This window comes from Psychromonas sp. L1A2 (assembly GCF_009828855.1).
Classification (GTDB): domain Bacteria; phylum Pseudomonadota; class Gammaproteobacteria; order Enterobacterales; family Psychromonadaceae; genus Psychromonas.
This window is the reverse complement of the sequence record NZ_WUAG01000001.1, coordinates 33,871-53,576: the sequence shown is the minus strand read 5'-3', so window position 1 is coordinate 53,576 and position 19,706 is coordinate 33,871. Positions and strand designations below refer to the sequence as shown.

14 protein-coding genes and 1 pseudogene are annotated in these 19,706 nt (G+C 36.8%); 5 read left to right on the top strand and 10 right to left on the bottom strand.

Translation table 11 applies throughout. The annotated features are described in order from the left end of the window. Window positions 1-38: 38 nt before the first annotated feature. The 3 genes and pseudogenes from glpQ to GQR59_RS18415 all read right to left on the bottom strand — a co-directional run bounded on the left by glpQ (window position 39) and on the right by GQR59_RS18415 (window position 4,117). Window positions 39-1,118 (bottom strand): glycerophosphodiester phosphodiesterase, encoded by a 1,080-nt coding sequence (gene glpQ, locus GQR59_RS00200; protein ID WP_160060181.1) that lies wholly within the window; start codon window positions 1,116-1,118, stop codon window positions 39-41. Window positions 1,119-1,292: 174 nt separating this feature from the next. Then, window positions 1,293-1,655, bottom strand: a pseudogene (gene glpT, locus GQR59_RS00195) (glycerol-3-phosphate transporter); the annotation flags it as partial. 122 nt (window positions 1,656-1,777) lie between these two features. Further along, entirely contained in the window at window positions 1,778-4,117 is a 2,340-nt protein-coding gene (locus tag GQR59_RS18415) for an Lcl domain-containing protein (RefSeq protein ID WP_236546715.1), read from the bottom strand. Between the two features lie 532 nt (window positions 4,118-4,649). Here GQR59_RS18415 and betI point away from each other — a divergent pair. From betI to GQR59_RS00165, 5 genes are all read left to right on the top strand, one after another. Beyond that, on the top strand, window positions 4,650-5,258 hold the full coding sequence (betI, locus tag GQR59_RS00185) for a transcriptional regulator BetI (RefSeq protein WP_160060180.1): 609 nt from the start codon (window positions 4,650-4,652) through the stop codon (window positions 5,256-5,258). After that, complete coding sequence (gene betB, locus GQR59_RS00180; protein WP_160060179.1) at window positions 5,246-6,712, top strand: betaine-aldehyde dehydrogenase; 1,467 nt, start codon at window positions 5,246-5,248, stop codon at window positions 6,710-6,712. Before betI ends, betB begins: the two co-directional genes overlap by 13 nt. Window positions 6,713-6,714: 2 nt before the next feature. Then, window positions 6,715-8,406 carry a choline dehydrogenase gene (gene betA / locus GQR59_RS00175; RefSeq protein WP_160060178.1) on the top strand — a complete coding sequence of 564 codons (1,692 nt, stop codon included), beginning with the start codon at window positions 6,715-6,717 and terminating at the stop codon, window positions 8,404-8,406. A gap of 280 nt (window positions 8,407-8,686) precedes the next feature. Beyond that, the gene (locus GQR59_RS00170; RefSeq protein ID WP_160060177.1) at window positions 8,687-9,904 is read left to right on the top strand and encodes a BCCT family transporter; all 1,218 of its coding nucleotides are present in this window, start codon (window positions 8,687-8,689) and stop codon (window positions 9,902-9,904) included. Between the two features lie 168 nt (window positions 9,905-10,072). After that, window positions 10,073-10,552: a MarR family winged helix-turn-helix transcriptional regulator gene (locus tag GQR59_RS00165; RefSeq protein WP_160060176.1), complete on the top strand. Its 480-nt coding sequence runs from the start codon at window positions 10,073-10,075 to the stop codon at window positions 10,550-10,552. 144 nt (window positions 10,553-10,696) lie between these two features. Here GQR59_RS00165 and GQR59_RS00160 read toward each other — a convergent pair whose 3' ends face one another. The 7 genes from GQR59_RS00160 to GQR59_RS00130 form a co-directional block, all read right to left on the bottom strand. Further along, window positions 10,697-11,533, bottom strand: coding sequence for a nitrate- and nitrite sensing domain-containing protein (locus GQR59_RS00160; protein WP_160060175.1), 837 nt, complete (start codon window positions 11,531-11,533; stop codon window positions 10,697-10,699). Between the two features lie 22 nt (window positions 11,534-11,555). Further along, complete coding sequence (locus GQR59_RS00155; protein ID WP_160060174.1) at window positions 11,556-12,722, bottom strand: methyl-accepting chemotaxis protein; 1,167 nt, start codon at window positions 12,720-12,722, stop codon at window positions 11,556-11,558. Between the two features lie 360 nt (window positions 12,723-13,082). After that, on the bottom strand, window positions 13,083-14,495 hold the full coding sequence (locus GQR59_RS00150; protein WP_160060173.1) for an esterase-like activity of phytase family protein: 1,413 nt from the start codon (window positions 14,493-14,495) through the stop codon (window positions 13,083-13,085). Window positions 14,496-14,594: 99 nt separating this feature from the next. Continuing rightward, window positions 14,595-16,253: a diguanylate cyclase domain-containing protein gene (locus tag GQR59_RS00145; protein ID WP_236546608.1), complete on the bottom strand. Its 1,659-nt coding sequence runs from the start codon at window positions 16,251-16,253 to the stop codon at window positions 14,595-14,597. Window positions 16,254-16,580: 327 nt separating this feature from the next. Further along, on the bottom strand, window positions 16,581-17,600 hold the full coding sequence (locus tag GQR59_RS00140; RefSeq protein WP_160060172.1) for a LacI family DNA-binding transcriptional regulator: 1,020 nt from the start codon (window positions 17,598-17,600) through the stop codon (window positions 16,581-16,583). 40 nt (window positions 17,601-17,640) lie between these two features. Then, entirely contained in the window at window positions 17,641-18,738 is a 1,098-nt protein-coding gene (locus GQR59_RS00135) for an ABC transporter ATP-binding protein (protein ID WP_160060171.1), read from the bottom strand. Window positions 18,739-18,740: 2 nt separating this feature from the next. Further along, entirely contained in the window at window positions 18,741-19,703 is a 963-nt protein-coding gene (locus GQR59_RS00130; RefSeq protein ID WP_160060170.1) for a carbohydrate ABC transporter permease, read from the bottom strand. Between the last annotated feature and the right edge of the window lie 3 nt (window positions 19,704-19,706).

Genomic DNA, 19,706 nt, shown 5'->3' with positions numbered 1-19,706 from the left:
TTAAGCGATTGCTATCTTTAAAATACGCACGCTTTAGTTTACTGCTTATTTTCTTTTAAGAAGTTAACGGCGCGATCTGGAAAATCTGTAAATACACCATCAACACCCGCTTTGTTGTAGAAAATATCTAACAAATCTTCGAAGTTTTCTGCATATTGAGGAATTCTACCTTCATCTAATCTAAAGGTGTACGGGTGTACTTGCATACCCGCTTGATGTGCATCTTTAACCAGAGAAGTGAAAACAAGGTGCCCTTTAGTTGATTCAGGTGCCACTACCATTGGTTTCCATGGACCAACACCATCTGCATAGGTTGCAATTTCTTTCATTGCACCAGGCTTAAACATCCAATCATAATTATAATCGACCGGTTTACCGTCTACATATTCCTTTGTTTCGCCCCAGCTCGTTTCAGCCATTAACTGTACTAGCTTTATATCCATTGCTAATTTAGGCATTAATTCAGTTTTAATACGCTTCAATTCATTAGTATCAAATGACTGAAGATAGACGCGAGAAGACTTATCGGTGTAATCATATTTTTTAAGTACTTTTAATACGGCAGTACTAATATCTTTACCTTCATGACGATGGAACCAAGGCGCTTTTATTTCAAGATAAAGACCAATATCATGACCAGTACTAGCATTTAACCCTTGAATTAATTCTATTTCATTTTCTAAAGTATGTACTTGAAAGTGAGATTGACCAAGCGGAAAACGTGCTGGATAATCAGCTGATTTTTTACCTTCTTTAACATTGAATGCTTCAGTCATTTCCAGCTTTTCGATTTCAGCGAACGTAAAATCAATCGCATAGTATCGACCATCTTCACGCTTACGATCAGGGTAAACATCAGCCACATTTGTTACGCGATCTAAATAGTGGTCATGTAGTACCACTAACTTATCATCTTTTGTCATCACTACATCTTGCTCGATGTAATCAACACCCATTGCATAGGCCATTGATTTAGCTGCCATAGAATGCTCTGGTAAATAACCGCTTGCACCACGATGCGCCACAACGATTTTATCTGCATAGGTATAACTAGCGATAGGTAATGAGATAACAATACCTAATAACAGTTTTTTTAGACTTGGTAATTGTGTAAACATAGTTTAATTAACCCTTATAGTTTAATAACTTATTTAATAAATGATTTAATAAATTTTATGATTCGTTTTCCTGATGTTAAACATATTGAGATAGCTAAAAATAAAGCCTGGATTAAGTATAAATAACTCAATACAGGCTTTGTTCAATCAAGATATTAATGCATCAGTTTACCCTTAGGCTTCTTTTGCATTCTCTTGATCTATTTTGCGTTGTTTATATATCTTATTCTCGCCAAACATCGCTAAGATAAAAAACAGTATAGATAAAGCACATGAAAGAATAATGACAAGGAAGCCACCATTCCATCCAAAGTGATCAACAGTGTAACCTAATTAGGCATTGGCTGCGACGGCACCACCAAGATACCCAAATAGGCCGGTTAATCCCGCGGCAGTATCCGCTACTTTTTTAGGTGCAAGTTCAAGTGTGTATAAACCAATTAACATCACAGGGCAATAAATTAAGAAACCAATAGAGATTAAAGCTAGGATATCAACGGAAGGGTTACCTGTAGGATTGGCCCCATAAACAAGCACAAGGGAAGGAGTTAATTATTAGGAGAGCATAATAAAAATTATACTTCCTAATACTGATTTTTTGTTAAGGTTCAATTTACAAAGAAGCATAAGATAGCCGTCACTTTATATTGAAAAACGTTTTATTTTGGAGGCCCTGTCGGTGCTTCATTCACAGTAATATAACCATCTCTATTTTGGTCAAGAGACTGAAAACGCTTAGCCCTCCCTTTAAACTCTTCCATTGATACTTTATTATCATGGTCTTTATCGAATCTCTCAATAAATTTCATTTTACGGTTATTCGAATTATTTTTAGGTCTTTCATTCTTTATTGAATCAGCTCTTACTGAAGAATCATTAGGTAAAGTATTACTGATAGAACCACTACGCTTAGAGTAGGTATGAACTGTTTTTTCAGATACTTGGACAGAAGCATCGATTACACCTCCCCTGACACTGCGTACATAGTTATTTACTCTAATCATATCGCCTTGCGGCCCTCTAGACATCGCTTCGCCTGTTTTAGAGTCACTTCGCTGAGCACCTGCACCATGAACATCCATGATGCTGCCTCGCATTTGTCCTAACGACTTTCCAAAAGCAATATAGACTGCATTTTTCTCAGGAACCGGCCCATCAAGGTGAGTCGTTGAACTCCAATAATATGGATAATCCTTTTCTCCAGCTTCATTTTTAATAGTAGATGCTTTAAATACTGAATCAATAGCAGCAGAGTTCGAGGTTGCTGGCGAGCGACTATAATCAACAATACTTTGTAGTTCTTTGGCATTAGGTAATCGCCAATCGTCATGCCCGCCTAATGTTAGGTTATTAGAATATGTTAAAGCATCTTGCCAATTCATACCTTTATCGCTATCTGCGGTTTGCCACATTAAGCCCGTTGCGGTATCTGTAATAGTGCCATCATTGTTATCAACAAAGTGATTTTCACCGTAGCCTTCATTACCTCTCACAAACCTAAAGTACATTTTATTAGGCTCTTTGGTACGAGGGTTAAACTTTGGATAGCCTTTAATACGGCCATCAACAAAGTTAACACCAAACACTGTTTTATCCCCTTTCATCGTTGTTGATACATATTCAGTGCTACTCCACACTTGAGCATCAATTTCTCGCTCCCCTTGGTTTACATCACCTAATGGTTGTTGAAAGTAATCAGTATCGATAAACGGTGTAATCGCAGACTCACCTTTAACTGAGCCAGTAAATTGAATTAAAGAATAAAGCTCTTTAACATTAGCGATACGCCAATCACTATGCCCCCCTAAGTTAAAGCCTTTAACTGCTTCTAATGCTTCTTGATAAGATAGTTTTTTAGTTAACCTTTGTTGCCACATTAGTTGCGTTACGTTATCTGTAATCGTACCGTCATTATTGTTCGTGTAAGAAGGACTATTAATGATAAAACTGGCATCTTGCCCGAAGAAACGCTCTCTTTCGCTAGGATCTGCGATCACACTATTATTGCTATAAAACGTAGTTTGCGCTGTATCAACCACCTGGTAGATATAAGTTTCTTTGTTGGAGTTTGATGCAACTGTACTATTTTGAATGCTACTATTTTGAATGCTACTATTTTGATGATGAAGCACCATCAAGTCTTCGCCAAAAATAACATGACCAGCGTAGTTTTTTTGAATGACTTTCAAACTCGCTTCTTGATCCACATTGCCGGTATTAAAATGGGTATAAACCAAATTTTTAACATCTGATAATTGAGCCATTTTACTTGAATCAGCTAAGTCTAGATGTGCACGTTGACGTGTACTTTTAGCTTTTTTACCGTCATTGTTACCTTGTCTTTTTTTCGCGTTGTTTTGTTTACCATTAGCGTTTTGCATCACCATGCCACCAGAATCGATTATCATAAAATCAGCATTCTTAGCTAGCTTGGGTAATTTTTCTGAATAAGTAAGGTCGCCTGTAATCACAATAGACTGTCCTTTGTAATCAAAACGATAAGCAATAGTCTGAATAGTATGCGGCACCTCTACTGTGCTCACTTTAATATCACCCACTTTAAATGATTCACCGCCTTGTATATCTTTAACATCAAATGCTTTTTTACGATCAGCAAGTGTTCGTTGAGTCTTACCCAAACGGTACTCTATATCCTCTTGGTAAAGGTCTAAGTTTGTCTCAGTCAATTTAATAGTATTAGCTGGACCAACAACGTTGAAGTTATTACGTCCCATTAAAGCGTTGATTAAAATAGGTACAAATTCTTCATTATGATCAAGGTGATGATGAGTAAAAAATAGACTTGATAAATCACGAACTTTAATACCTAAACGATGTAAGTTAGCCTGAGTACCATTCCCCATATCGACAAGAATCTTAGTTTTTCCTGCACTAACTAATACACTCGCACTCGCCCTATTTTCATTATATTTAGGTGAACCCGATCCAATGATAGTAGCCGTCAATAAATCCTCTGCATTAACGGTATTAATTAACATTGTATTCAATAGAAAAAGCCCAACTATCATTTTAATTTTTATCATCATCGTCTCAATTTCATTAAATGAATTTTATTTCCAGTTAAAAGACTATAAAACTAAAATGAGCAAGCATTATGGAGAAAGGAATAAAACTTTTTCATAAGATGTACCAAGATCTCTATTTGGCTATATTCATTAAAAAATAATGTCTCCTTGCTTTTTAAAGTAAAAAATAACCAAAAATACAAAGTAATATAGTAAAATTTCATGTTATGAGACTTAATAATAGTTATGACTAAAACTATTTTTCAATAGACTAATCAGCCAAACACCTCTCTACAAAACCCATCTAAACACCCCACCACAAGCGGGTGAAAGCAATAAAGCAATCAAAATGTAACAAGTTAGTTAAAGCAATGAATAAACTTATAACATCAACACTATTTAAATTAACACTTGATAGTTAGTGCACTAATCATTAGGATCGTTATTAATTGAACGTTCAATTAATAACGTTTTATGAAAAATAAAAATAATAAGGAAGTTATCTATGGCGAGACCAGCGGTCAAAGAAGTTAGACAACAACAATTGATCGATGCGACATTAATGTCAGTAGAACGCCATGGTTTACAACACACTACTATCAATACAATCAGTGCAATGGCGGGTATGTCATCTGGCATTATTAGTCATTATTTTGGTGGTAAACAAGGCTTAATCGAAGCTGCACTTAAATACCTTCTCGACCAATTAAAACAAGCATTATTAAGCAGGATATCAGGTCAAGACCTATCTCCAATAGATCGTTTATCAATGATCGTTGAAGCAAACTTCACCGAATTACAACGATCGAGTGCAGCAACTAAAACATGGTTAAGCTTTTGGTCTCAAGCTATGCATGATCCAGGTCTAGCAAGACTACAAAATATCAATAGTCAGCGTTTATATAGCAATCTACTTTTTTGTTTTAAACAGCTACTACCTAACACCGCTGCAATTAATGCAGCTAAACAAACTGCAGCTGTGATTGACGGTTTCTGGTTACGTAGCGCTTTAAGCTCAACACCGGAAGAAGAATTCAAACAAGCTCAAATTTTATCTAAAGCCTTTATTAATACTGTTCTTACTCAGTATGGAGAAAATCAATGTCATCATTAATCGTTTATCAAAATTATGTCCATGGTCAATACATTGCTAATGGCACTGGCGAAACATTTGAAGTCATTAACCCAGCAACGGGTCAAGTTAGTTATTTAGTAGAAACAGCAACTGAAGCGGTACAACAAGCAGCGATTGCGAGTTCAAAAGCAGGATTTGCAACGTGGTCAAAAATGACTGCGATGGAACGTAGCCGTATCTTACTTAAAGCCGTTGCGTTATTACGTGAACATAATGACGAGCTTGCGGCAGGTGAAGTTTTAGACACAGGCAAACCATTACAAGAAGCAATCGAAGTCGATATCGTTACGGGTGCTGACTCAATCGAATTTTTTGCAGGACTCGCGCCAAGTATTGAAGGTAACCAACAAACAGTTGGTGACGACTTCTATTACACACGCCGTGAACCATTAGGTATATGCGCAGGTATCGGTGCTTGGAACTATCCATTACAGATTGCTTGTTGGAAAGCCGCACCCGCTTTAGCTTGCGGTAACGTGATGATTTTTAAACCTTCAGAAGAAACACCACGCGGAGCAATGCGTTTAGCTGAAATTTTCACTGAAGCAGGTATTCCAGATGGTGTATTTAATGTTGTTCAAGGTGATGGACGTGTGGGTGCATGGTTAACCGGTAATGAAGATATTGCAAAAGTCTCTTTCACAGGTGAAGTCGGTACGGGTAAAAAAGTAATGGCGGCAGCCGCAAGTTCATTAAAAGAAGTCACCATGGAGTTAGGCGGTAAATCACCATTAATTATTTTTGATGATGCCGATGTTGAAAATGCCGTTTCTGCAGCGATGTTAGCTAACTTTTACACTCAAGGTGAGGTTTGTACTAACGGTACGCGTGTTTTTGTTCAAAAAGAACTCTACCCTCAATTCATTAAACGTTTAGTTGAACGTACAGAACAAAACATTATCTGTGGCGATCCAATGAATCCAGAGACAAACTTTGGTGCATTAATTTCAAAAGACCACCAGCAAAAAGTGCTCGAGTACATTGAAATCGGTAAAAAAGAAGGTGCAACGTTATTAACCGGTGGTAAAGCATTACAACCTGAAAGCGCACCAAACGGATTCTTTGTAGCGCCTACTATTTTCACAGATTGCACAGATGAAATGACACTCACTAAAGAAGAAATCTTCGGTCCTGTCATGTCTGTACTGACTTTTACTGACGAAGATGAAGTGGTTAAGCGTGCAAATGATACGCGCCTAGGTTTAGCCGCAGCAGTATTTACACAAGACATCACGCGCGCGCACCGTGTAATACATCAAATTCAAGCAGGTATTTGTTGGATCAACGCTTATGGTGCATCGCCAGCTGAAATGCCAGTAGGCGGTTACAAAATGTCAGGTATTGGCCGCGAAAACGGCAGTGAGACATTAAAAGCTTATACCCAAATTAAAGCGGTATATGTTGGTATGCAAAATCTTGAAAGCCCATTTTAAGGATGACTATGACTACAACAAACTATGATTATATTATTGTGGGTGCTGGCAGCGCAGGCTGTGTGCTAGCAAACCGTTTATCAGAAAATTCTAATAATAAAGTACTACTACTAGAAACGGGTGGCAGTGATAAGAGCATTTTTATTCAAATGCCGACTGCATTATCTATCCCGATGAATACTAAGAAATATGCTTGGCAGTTTGAAACGGAAGCTGAACCCTTTTTGAATAATCGTCGCATGCATTGCCCTCGCGGTAAAGTACTGGGCGGTTCATCGTCAATTAACGGTATGGTTTATGTTCGTGGCCATGCTCGTGATTTTGATGAGTGGCAACAAGCTGGCGCTGAAAACTGGGATTATGCACATTGCTTACCTTATTTTAAGAAAGCAGAGACTTGGTCATTTGGCGGTAATGAATACCGTGGTGACTCAGGTCCACTAGCCGTTAATAACGGTAACAACATGAAAAACCCACTATACCAAGCATTTGTTGATGCAGGTGTAGACGCAGGATATTTAGCAACAGCTGACTACAATGCAGAACAGCAAGAAGGTTTTGGCCCAATGCACATGACCGTTAAAAACGGTGTACGTTGGTCTACTGCAAATGCTTATTTAAGACCTGCTATGAAGCGAAGCAACTTAACAGTGGTGACACACGCTCTAGTACACAAAGTATTGCTTGAAGATAAAAAAGCAGTCGGTGTCCGTTACCAAGTTAAAGATAAAGTAACTGACGTACTGTGTAATAAAGAAGTCTTACTCAGTGCTGGTTCAATTGGTTCGCCACATATTCTTCAGTTATCAGGTATTGGCAAAGCAGAAACATTAAAAGAAGCCGGTATTGAACAGCATCATGAATTACCTGGTGTAGGTGAAAATTTACAAGACCACCTTGAGTTTTATTTTCAGTTTAAATGTTTAAAACCGATTTCATTGAATGGCAAGATCGATCCACTGAATAAGCTATTAATTGGTATGCGTTGGATTTTAAATAAATCAGGTTTAGGCGCCACTAATCATTTTGAATCATGTGGATTCATCCGCTCAAAAGCCAGCTTAGAATGGCCAGATCTTCAATACCACTTCTTACCAGCCGCAATGCGTTATGACGGTAAAGAAGCGTTTGCAGGCCATGGTTTCCAAGTACATATTGGTCACAATAAGCCGAAAAGTCGTGGCGCAGTGAAAGTTGTTTCAAACGACCCACATGCAGCACCACAAATACAATTTAATTACTTAGCACATCAAGATGATATTGAAGGCTTTAGAGCTTGTGTTCGTTTAACACGTGAGATTATTAATCAACCTGGGTTAGATGAATATCGTGGTGAAGAAATACAACCAGGATTAACTATACAAACGGATGAAGAAATCGATGAGTTTGTAAGAAGTTCAGTTGAAAGTGCTTATCACCCTTCTTGTTCATGCAAAATGGGTGAAGATGAAATGGCAGTAGTTAACTCAGAAACTAAGGTGCATGGCATCGAAGGTCTTCGTGTTGTTGACTCATCTATTTTCCCAACTATCCCTAACGGTAACCTTAACTCGCCAACCATTATGGTCGCAGAGCGTGCAGCAGATATTATTTTAGGTAACAAGATGCTAGCACCAAGCAACGCTAAAGTGACAGTGGCGGAAGATTGGCAACAAAAGCAACGATTAGCAGAGCCAAAACGAAAAACCAATTAATTGTAAACCAGTTTCACTCTTTGTGGGTCGTTGATAAAAATCATCGAGTCACTTAGATGAGGTGTAAGGTCAACCTATGCAAGCATTGCAAATGGCCTATTAAACTACGTTATTTTTCAGGGTTTAACTATCGTCATCTAACTATGCCATTTATTGGCATTATCACTACGATACTTAAGGTTTGAGGGCAAGATTGTCTTAAAAATAATGGCGTAGCGTTTAAAACATAAAACAAGGAATTATCTATGTTTATCAACACTATCCACTTGGAGGCCAAATAATGACTCTTTGGCTTTCGATCGGCATCTTATTCGTTTTTGCTGCCATCGCATTTATCCTATTCCGTTGGGGTAATATGCAATGTATTGGTGTAACACCAGTACGTAAATTTACCTTTATCGCGATTCTATTTACATCAGGTTTAGATGTAGGTTTAATCATGTTCCCGCTCACTGAATTCGCAGGTTATGCAGATTTAGCGACTAGCCCTGAGTATGGTTTTACTAATCCACTCTCTATTGAATTTGGATTTTGGGCATTCTTGATTTGGGCTTTCTACTTTGTTACTTGTTTCTATTTTTGTGTTATTGAACCAAGAGTTAAGTTTTTCGAAATTCCACTAATCAAGTTTATTAACAATGTCGTCATTATCGGTACCTGTGCCTTTACTGCTTACTTATTGCTAACCAACTTACCTTGGTATTTACCGGGTATTGGTGATGGTGAAAGCATTGTTGGTAGTTTCTACTTAATCGTATTCTTAGCGATCGCAGCGGCTGTATATTCAAGTACAAGTATCCGTTACGTACGTATTTTAAGTTTAGGTAGTAGCTGGTTATTTTTCACATTGATTATCATCATGTGGGCAGGTGCTTTCTTATCTGATAACTCAAGTGTTGGCGAGTTCTTTACTACCTTTGGTTTAATCGGTGATTACTTTGCTAATTTAAATCATTTTGTATTACCGCTGAATGACTACCATGAGTTTTACCTTTATTGGTGGTTCGCTTGGAGCATTATGATTGGTCAATTTACCTCTCGTTTTGTAAGTGGTATGAAAACGTATCAAGTACTAGGCGCAATGATGATATTCCCATCAATTCCAATTGCGATTTGGTTTACTGTACTTTATTACTACAGCGTCAATGCTATCTCAACAGCAGGCTTTTATAACTTAGCGATGGTTATTGTAGGTGTCACCTTTGTAATCAATTCTCTAGATTCACTGGTTCGTTTATATACTGATAACTTAAACTTAACAGTACAACGCTTTGGTAAAATACCTTATATCATTGGTAATATTGTTTTATTAAGTGCTTTAACATTGTTATTCAAACTAAACTTTTTACAAATCCAATGGGTTGGTGCTTTAGCAATCGGCTTAATCTTAGGGTGTTTTGGTTATATGTTATTAACTCATTACCGTAAAGTAGCTGATATTGAACATTCTCCAAAAGAGAATAAAATCGACTTTACTAAAATTGAGTTGATGGATTAATAAATGATTACGACCTTATATTAGGTATGTTTAATACTTAATATAAAAGACAGTAATAGAACAATAAAAAGCAGAATAACGCGTTTCGTTATTCTGCTTTTTTTATGATTTTACACATGAGTCTTATGATTATTTTTGTTATGCTACACAAAAAATAGAGTGAGCATTATGGAAAAGCAAGAGCAGTTATTAATTTCATTACGCAGAGTGATCAGAGCGATTAGTATACACTCACGTCAATTGAATAAAGAGTCTGGATTAACTGGCCCACAGTTATTGGTAATGAGAAAAATTGATCAACTTGAAGCGCCACTTGCAAAGCAAATTGCTCAAGAAATAACATTAAGCGCTGCGACAGTAACGACGATTATAGATCGATTAGAAGCGCGCGACTTTGTCATTAGAACCCGCAGTAAAACAGATAAACGTAAAGTGCACTTATCATTAAGTGAAGCTGGACAAGCGGTTTTAAGCTCATCACCACAGCCATTACAAGATCACTTTATTAAACGCTATCAGCGCCTTGAAGAATGGGAGCAAAGTCAGTTACTGTCTGCCGTAGAGCGTATTGCTTCAATGATGGACGCAACTGAACTTGATGCGGCTCCAGTACTGTTGGTCGGTACTATCCAAGATGCTGAGTCTTAACAGTATCAATCTAATATTTTTACTCTTCCGTAATTTAAACTCCCCTATCAGTTAAACTCTACCGGATAGTGACTCGCTCAGTCGCTATCACTAAAAATCCTTATATTCATATCCCCCATAGCTTCATGATAGCTTTGATTATGGCTAAATAATTTGTTGGATTTGCTCTATTTGATGATTAAATATCGAATCTAGTGCTTTAATACTATCGGTCGCTAACGCAAAATACTCATCTTGATTAATACTGATTTGCTCTGTACTAATTAACTCGTTTTCAATAGTGTTGCTTAAAAACTCCATTTTTAATTTAGCGACGCTTAATAACGCCTTATGTTCATTCGTAAAGCGTTCAAGTGACGATAATTTAGGTAATGTGCTATTAATGGTTTTCTGCATATTTTGTTGTAAAAACGATAAGCGAATTTTGTGAACGCTAGTACATTTTTTACTGGTTGCAACACCCGTTCCTATTGCGCGCGATTGGCCTATTATTTCAGTCGTAACAACCAACTCTCGCCATACAAATCCAATATTAGGCAACTTAGGAAAAGACCCTGCATTTAAATGCCCTCTCTCTGCCTCATCTTCTAGTAGATAGAGTAAATTAGCGATTAACTGTGTATGTTGCTTAAAACTATTTTCTGCATCTCGAGCTTTATCATTTGTTTTTAAGCGCCCCCAATGATCGATAAACGATCCCCAACGACCATTTTTATCAAGAGTACGCTGTTCTTCAAGGTACTTAATTTCACTTTTAACTTGTTGCTCAATAGTGGCTAGTATTACTTGTTTGCTTTGGTCACCATTTAATAATGCAGAACTTAACCCTCGATGAGTTTGTATAGCGCTGATCAGCAATTTAATATGTGTGATGTTATCCAACCCTTGTACGCATAATGCTTTTTGTTGTCTCGTTTTATAATGATGTAGCCACACTGAAAATAAAATAATCAGTAATAAAATAATGATATAGATTTCCATATCCGTTCCTTATTCAATAATTTTAGCCAGCGATTTGTGTCAGTGATTTAAGGTGAGTTGCGACGGTCTCAGCCTGCTTTGCCACTTCAGCATTTGCCCTAGCACCTTGCACCACCAACTCAACATGTTCTGATATTTCATTGATAGCTAACGTTTGTTGCTCAACATTATAAGCAACAGTCTTTATTTTCTCTTTTACATCAAAAGTCGCTTCTTCAATTTGTTGTAACGATTGATCCACAACATTTGCCTCTTGTTTACATTGTGTAGATTGTTCAACAACATTAGACATGCTAAGACTAATTTTATTACCTTGATTTATCACCGAACGAACATTTTTTACAATGCTATCCGCTGCAGTATATGAGCGATGTGATAAAGCCCTAACCTCATCGGCAACAACAGCAAAGCCTAGTCCGAACTCACCAGCTCTTGCTGCTTCAATAGAGGCATTTAACGCTAATAAATTAGTTTGATCGGCTATGCCTTGAATAGACTCTGAAATTTCTGCAACAGTATTTGCGAGTGTCATTAATAGCTCAATATCATTGGCTGTTGTTCCTGCTTCAAAAGCGACTTTTTCTAATGATGCTTGTAACTCCGCAATAGATAAACGACCTTGTTCAGCGGTATTAAATGCATTTTCTGACGAGGAATGAACACCACTGATACGAGTATTAACCTCATTTAAAGAAACACTCATTTCAGTAATGGCTGCAGCCGTGGCATTCGTCGCATCTGATTGTTTTTGTACGTTTTCAGTCACGGAATGTGCAGTATTAATAACTTGTATCGCAGAGTAAGAAACTTCACTCAACTTATCTTTATTTTTATCATTAACTCGTCCAAGCTCTCGATAGGAAGAGGTTAATTGTTCAAGTAAGTTTTCAGGGAGTAAGTTGTTTGTTTTAAGATCTCGATAATCGAAAGTATCCGCATTTAATGAACTAAGCATCCTTTTAAAAGAGTGTAGCTCATCATTTATAACCATTATTAATGCCACTGAAAAATAGAACAGAACAGCTAACTCTATAGATAATAGATGTGTTGGTACTTTACCAGGGAAGTTCACTACCGAAAATTGTGTAGCAAGAATAGTCAAAAGCATACAAATATAAAAGCTAACTACCACTTTAAAACCAACGAACTGAATAACCTTTTGTACTGGCAAAGAAAATAGTTGACGCATTTTTTGCTCCATGATGACCTAGATATCACTTATTAGGTACAAATAACATACCAATTTATAAGTAACTGATAAATAATAAAAATGTTTATTAAGTTTATATATGAACGTGATAATTTGGTGCAACTTAACTATAAAGAGTCAGATTAGTGCATGATGAGATGATAATTAGATGAGTTAATTCAACGCCATCAAGGTTAATCATTAGCTAACCTTGATGGCGTTGAATAAGTTAATGAAGACTTTAATAAATGAGTTAATGAATTTAATTGAATAAAAAAGCTTAAGTTAATAAACGGGCTTAGCCTAACGAGTGAGCTAGTTACTCTCTATCGGGAAGGTAAGCCCATTTCAAAGTGATATTTACTCTCCAAGTAAATTCTTTTTAATAATATAAAGGCGATTAGCATCGACCGTATTTTTGTCTAAATACTTTTGTTCTAATTTTCCATCCGTTGACCAAGTCGCAAAATCATCATCATTTAATACGCCTAAATGCTGATCATCAATGATCCATAACCCTTCCATTTTATCGTGTGCATAAGCGATTTCTTTAACCATATCTATCACTAGTTTTTTAGTTACCGGTTTTATGCCTTTTTCAGCTAGCGCATCCCAACCATGCTTCTGTGCATACTGCTCTAATGTTAATCCATCAATCAATAAACCATGGCTTTCATCTTTAGTAATAGATGAGGATAAAGAGACTTTAGAGAGTGCAGTACCAGAACTAAGATCAACACGATAAACTTGCTTTTGTGCATTAGGGTTGGCCTTTTTAGGACCACCAAGCAGGAAACTACCATCTCGCTCAATCACTAAGAATTTATCTGCGGTTAACGCAGCGATCTCAGAGTTAGCATTTTCAAGTTTCTCTTGGCGATATAAATATTGCTCAGTTTGTCCATTACTTAAATTGAGACTAACGATGCGCGTAAGATCGCCTTTTTGTGCCGCTTTATCAGGGTTCTTTAAGGTAGATTGCATGATACCCACCAGCATCTTTTCATCAGGTGTAATGGCGAGTCCTTCCATACCGCGATTAGCACGACGATGCTGATAGACGGCAGGTAAATGTAATGAGGTACGGCTGTCATCTTTAAAGGCATTGATACGATCTATTTCGATGCCATTAGCATCAAAGTGAACAATATGTGGGCCGTATTCATCACTTACCCAAAATGAACCATCTTTTAAAGCGACTAAGCCTTCGCCATCTAAACCATAATCATCTAATTTAATGGGATTTGTTGTCGCGTTATACGGTAATTGATCATTGACTAATACTGGCTTTCCATCGGCATGGTAAGGCGTTTCACCTGTTCCTCCCAATGCAGAGCTATTAGGCAAACCTGAAATAAGGCTGCCATCGGGACGTTTTAATAGGATATCTTTTAGTTGGACAATCTTACCGTTAGCTTTAACTTCAAATAGACCAATACGAGGAGTGTAATCAGCAACAGGAAAGCTCTTACCTTTACCGTATTGACCTTGATGATTAGCATTAGGACCGCGGTCTGTTAATGCATAAAATTGATTAGCTTGAGTAGGGTGTGCAGTCATCGCTGAACCATAACCACCATTACGAATATCAAAAGGTAATTGTGTTTTTGCATCTTTTAAATCAGCACGTAATACTGAATAAGGTAATTCAGAACCCTGCTTAGGAAATGTCTCTAAGATCGTATCCATTTCTGTTGCGATTGCACTATTAACAGAGCTAAACAGAGCCACAACAGAAAGAACACTCATTAAACCAGTTTTATTTTTTAACATGTTAAACCTTAAGATCAGTTATTTTATTATCTCAAAGTACAAAATGAATATGACGATTTAATGAATTTTATAGATTCGAACACATAATTAGCGAATGCCTTAAGAATTAGGTTCATAAAAATGGATAGCGTTTTGATCCGGTGCTTTTGATTTGTACATTGCACAATCTGCCTTTTCAATTAATTCAGTAGCAGTAATAGCATCATCAGGAAATATTGCGATACCGACTGAAGCTCCAACTTGTAATAGATTTCCATTGATTTCAAGGGGTTCTTTAATGGCGTTTATAATACGTTCTGCAAGATCTAATACTTCCTTTTCTTGTATCGAATTATCAACCACAAAAATAAATTCATCTCCACCTAAACGCGCCACAATATCAGATTCTCTTACTAGTACTAATAATCTAGTAGAAATTACTCTCAGTAATTCATCACCAATATTATGGCCAAATGTATCATTAATTAATTTAAATCCATCTAAATCCAAAAACATAACGGCAAGTTTATTCTGCCTACGTTGACAGCTAAGAATTTTTTGGCCTAAACGCTCCATTAACAACGTTCTATTAGGTAAATCTGTTAATGCATCGTAAAAAGCTAAATGTTTTAAATTCTCATCTTTATGCCAATGATCAGTGATATCCCTGAATACTGAAACATACCTTATGGTTTTACCATTTATATCTTTCACTATACTAATATTCATTTGTACTAAAAAAAGATCACCACTCTTTCGGCGATTCCATATTTCTCCTGACCATTTTTCCTGCTCTTTTAATTCAGCCCATAAAGAAATATAAAAATCTTTATTTTGACGATAGGACTTAAGGATATGAGGTGTTAATCCAATTGCTTCTTTAGCAGAGTAACCTGTGATATCAATGAAAGCAGGGTTAACAGATAAAATAATCCCATTAACATCTGTAATTAAAACCCCATCAACTGTGCTATCAAAAACACAAGTTGCCAATTTTAACTGCGCTTCTGTTTCTTTTAATTCAGTTACCTCACTAGACTGAATCGCAAAACCTTTCACTGAGCCATCACTATCGAAATGAGGAACATATTGCGCGAGAATAGCGCCTGTACTTCCATCTGTTTTTTTCAGTGTACGTTCAAAGCGCTGAGCTTTACCCGCCAAAACATTGTTAATATAAGGCTCATTCAAGCGATAAAGCTCTTCTCCAGCTAACTCTTTAAAAGAGAGCCCAATAAGATCTTTAGGATCTTGAGTATGCCATTCACTAAAAGCTTTATTGGCGAATTGACAATTTAGTTCTTTATCCCAATAACCAATCATATTAGGCATAGAATTAACTAATTTAGTCATAAATTGGTTTTCCTGCTGTTCTGCTTGATAAGCTAATTCAGATTGCTTTAACTGTGTTTTATTACGTTGTAATAAACCATGTAGATAAGAAATATAACTACAAATAAGAATAAATAAGGACATTTCTATAATGTCTAAAACACTATTGAATAAGGGATGTGTTGAAATTAAGGGCCAAACAAAAAAGAGCGTAAAAGGTGTCAGTAAGGTTGTGATAAAACCAGCAGAAATACCACCATAAAGTGTTGCGAGGATAACCGCCGGATAAAACACAAACCAAGTGATATCTTTACCAATAAACTGCAATGACCAGGTAAGTAACAGAGAAGCAAAGCAGATTAACGTCAGTGAAATAATGAAGTGTTTAATATACCTAGAGAAAAGAAATTGTGCATTAACGGTGTTAATATTTTTCATTTCATTCATGCCCACCTCTTTGATTATTAGTATAAATATAGCGTTTTACTAATAGATGACATTCACCAACAATATGTTTATTTTGATTTAAAACTAAAAATATTAAAAAAAAGTATAAATATCATACAACAAAGTAGCCTAGTTTGAATTAAAAGTTAATATAAATAGGTAATTTTAGTACAGTAAAGGGGGCTTATATTGTTTATGGCTGTGATTGCAGGTAATAAAATATGCTGAAAAGAATACTAAATATAATGGAGTATTATTGACATAAAAACATCAACTTTTTACAAGTAGAAGTTATTTTTACTTATACTTATACTTATAAAAGATAAATCATATTTTATTCGTTAAGAGGTAGGTATCTGATTGTCTAATAACAATCATTGCTTCATACCAGTTGTTGACTTCGAATTGTTTGTCTTCAATTTTATTTAACATTAATTTCGACATTCCTTCACCAACCAATCGAGTATCGTATTTAACTGTAGTTATCGATGGTTTGGTATAACCGCTATACTCATAATCCCCATAACCTGCAATGGCAATATCAATACCCACTTGGTAACTTAATGCTTCACACGCTGCAATCGCACCTAACGCCATCGTATCGTCTGCGCATAAAATACAGGTAGGACGCTGAACTAAAGACATAATCTCTTGCGTCATTTTCATTGCATCATGTTCATTCAGCTCACCATTTAATAACCAACGTGGATCAATCGTTAAATGTGCTTCATGCATGGCTTGTAAATATCCTCGTTTCCGCGCCAGTGAAAAGGTCAACTCAAGTGGTGCATCAAGAAAAGCAATGTGAGTGTGTCCCTGCATTATTTGACGTTGAGTCAGGTCATAAAAAGCTTGTGTATTATCCACATCAACAAAACTGTCATTCGTAAAATTAGCATCAAACCCAAAACAAACATAGGGAAAGTGATGTTTTTTTAACATAGCAATGCGCGGATCTTGATGACGAGTACGCACAATAAAAACACCATCGACTAACCCACTGCTGATAAAATCATAATAGACTTGTTGTTCATCTTGCCACTCAAAAATAGTCGTTACAATTAACTGGTAATCATGTTTTGCTAAAAACTCTGCAGCAGCCGCCAATACTTTAGAAAATGCAGATGACACAAACGTTCTTGAATGAGCCGGTAGAATAATGCCAATATTTCGAGATTTACCAGAAGCCAATCGCTTAGCAGTCGGATTTGCCCTATAACCTATCTCCTGAGCTGCCTTTAATACTTTTTCACGTGTTTGCTCATTCACATCTGTATAGCCATTCAACGCCCTGGATACAGTCGATTTTGATAAGCCTAAATGTGCAGCGAGTTTTTTAATCGACATAAATTACCTAATATTGAGACATTAAAAATCAATCTACAACTTAGAGACGCAGATCTGTTTCATGGTCGAAAATTAACACTCGAGAGAGATCGACCAACAAGTCAATTTTTGCACCCAATGTAATATCAGATCGTAAATCTAATCGTGCTTTTACCGAGCCACCCGCTAAGTTGAACAAAACTTCTTTATCAAAACCCATTGGCTCAATCAGATCAATAACGACATTGTTAAAGTTAAAAGTTAAATCTGTTTCAGAAAAGAACGCTTTATCGTTAAAAAAGTCAGGGCGAATACCTACCTTTACCTTAAGCCCAGCCTCTGAAATTGTTTCTTGATAAGCAACATTTGATAATTGTTGTCTTGGTAAGTGATGACCATCAATATCTAAGTAATCATTAAATAAAGTACCTTCTATAATATTCATAGAAGGTGAACCAATAAACTGTGCAACGAATATATTGGTCGGGTTCAGATATATCTCCATCGGTGTACCGTATTGTGCAATATAGCCATCGTGTAAGACCACAACCTTATCCGCTAAAGTCATAGCCTCAACTTGATCATGCGTCACATACACACTGGTGCGGCCAAATTTGTTATGAATCTTGCCAATTTCTGTGCGCATATGACTGCGTAATTTCGAGTCCAAATTCGATAAAGGCTCATCAAACAAAAACACATCCGCTTCTCGTATAATGGCGCGCCCCATGGCAACACGCTGACGCTGACCACCGGATAGATCCGCAGGTTTTCTATCTAATAACTCCTCAAGTTGTAACATCTCACTAATTTCACTCAAGCGACGTTCAATTTCATCGTTATCGACCTTTAAACGACGTAACGCAAAAACAATATTTTCCTTCACTGACTTATGAGGGTAGAGCGCATAATTTTGAAAGACCATCGCGATATTACGATTTTGCGGTTCAATATCATTTACCACGCGCTCACCAATAATAATATCACCCGATGTCGGTTGCTCTAAGCCAGCAATCATTCTTAGTGTTGTTGATTTACCACAGCCCGAAGGGCCAACCAATACCACGAACTCACCATCTTCAATCGTTAAATCAATGCCTTTTACAACCTGTGTTTTGTCGTAACTTTTAATGATATTTTTTAATATAATAGCCGCCATAATTATCCTTTAACCCCGCCGTCTGTTTTTCCGCCTTTCATAAAGCGAGATGCAAATAAGAAACAAATTACAATTGGTGCCAAGGTCAACATTGATGCAGCCATGATCCGATCCCAAATTGCATTTTTGGATACAAACAACTCCTGTAATGCTAATGGTAACGTGTGGAATTCTGGGTATTGTTTAAGAAACACTGATGCAAATAAATACTCGTTCCAGCCAATAATAAAACAGTAAATAAAGACGGTGGCTAACATAGGCAAAGACAGTGGCAATACCACTTTGATAATCGCTTCCTTACGCGAACAACCGTCCATCATCGCTGCTTCTTCTAATGCAAAGGGAATGCCTCGAAAATAATTTCCCAACATATACATACCGACCGGTAAGGTTTGCACAATGTAAATCAAGAACAAACAGAAGGCACTTCCCCACAAAGAAGACGCTAACCCAATATTCATTGCCATTTGATATAAAGGGACCATCAATAACACGCCACCGACCATATACACAAACAACACCGAACGCTGTATAACGACTTGTCCTTTGAAACGCAATCGACTAATCGAATAGGCTCCCATCACAGAGAAAATAAGGGAAAACGTTGCTGCACCAACGGAAAATATAACGCTATTAAGCATGTACTTACCAAAGGGAAACAAATTATCGTTAGACGTGTATTTAGCGGCAATAGCCTCTTTTTTATCTTTAGGTAACTTTGGATTATTGAGTATCTTTTGAATGGCAGCAGGTATTTCGACTTTTTTAGCTTCTGTTAATCCTAATAGCTCTTTGTACGCGTCTAGATTAATCGTTTGTGGAATCAACGAAGGATTCCCCCAGTCATACTGGTGTTTAAGCGACGTTGAAAGAATTTGAGCAAAAGGTAATAAACTAAAGCTCACCAATAATAAGATAGCTAAAGCAAATCCAATACGTCCTGTTAAAGTTCGTTTTCCTAACATTTT

Excerpts from the sequence above, each read along its gene's own strand:
- glpQ (WP_160060181.1), bottom strand. The coding sequence starts at position 1,118 with ATGTTTACACAATTACCAAGTCTAAAAAAACTGTTATTAGGTATTGTT.
- GQR59_RS18415 (WP_236546715.1), bottom strand. The coding sequence starts at position 4,117 with ATGTTAATTAATACCGTTAATGCAGAGGATTTATTGACGGCTACTATC.
- betI (WP_160060180.1), top strand. The coding sequence starts at position 4,650 with ATGGCGAGACCAGCGGTCAAAGAAGTTAGACAACAACAATTGATCGAT.
- betB (WP_160060179.1), top strand. The coding sequence starts at position 5,246 with ATGTCATCATTAATCGTTTATCAAAATTATGTCCATGGTCAATACATT.
- betA (WP_160060178.1), top strand. The coding sequence starts at position 6,715 with ATGACTATGACTACAACAAACTATGATTATATTATTGTGGGTGCTGGC.
- GQR59_RS00170 (WP_160060177.1), top strand. The coding sequence starts at position 8,687 with ATGACTCTTTGGCTTTCGATCGGCATCTTATTCGTTTTTGCTGCCATC.
- GQR59_RS00165 (WP_160060176.1), top strand. The coding sequence starts at position 10,073 with ATGGAAAAGCAAGAGCAGTTATTAATTTCATTACGCAGAGTGATCAGA.
- GQR59_RS00160 (WP_160060175.1), bottom strand. The coding sequence starts at position 11,533 with ATGGAAATCTATATCATTATTTTATTACTGATTATTTTATTTTCAGTG.
- GQR59_RS00155 (WP_160060174.1), bottom strand. The coding sequence starts at position 12,722 with ATGCGTCAACTATTTTCTTTGCCAGTACAAAAGGTTATTCAGTTCGTT.
- GQR59_RS00150 (WP_160060173.1), bottom strand. The coding sequence starts at position 14,495 with ATGTTAAAAAATAAAACTGGTTTAATGAGTGTTCTTTCTGTTGTGGCT.
- GQR59_RS00145 (WP_236546608.1), bottom strand. The coding sequence starts at position 16,253 with ATGAATGAAATGAAAAATATTAACACCGTTAATGCACAATTTCTTTTC.
- GQR59_RS00140 (WP_160060172.1), bottom strand. The coding sequence starts at position 17,600 with ATGTCGATTAAAAAACTCGCTGCACATTTAGGCTTATCAAAATCGACT.
- GQR59_RS00135 (WP_160060171.1), bottom strand. The coding sequence starts at position 18,738 with ATGGCGGCTATTATATTAAAAAATATCATTAAAAGTTACGACAAAACA.
- GQR59_RS00130 (WP_160060170.1), bottom strand. The coding sequence starts at position 19,703 with ATGTTAGGAAAACGAACTTTAACAGGACGTATTGGATTTGCTTTAGCT.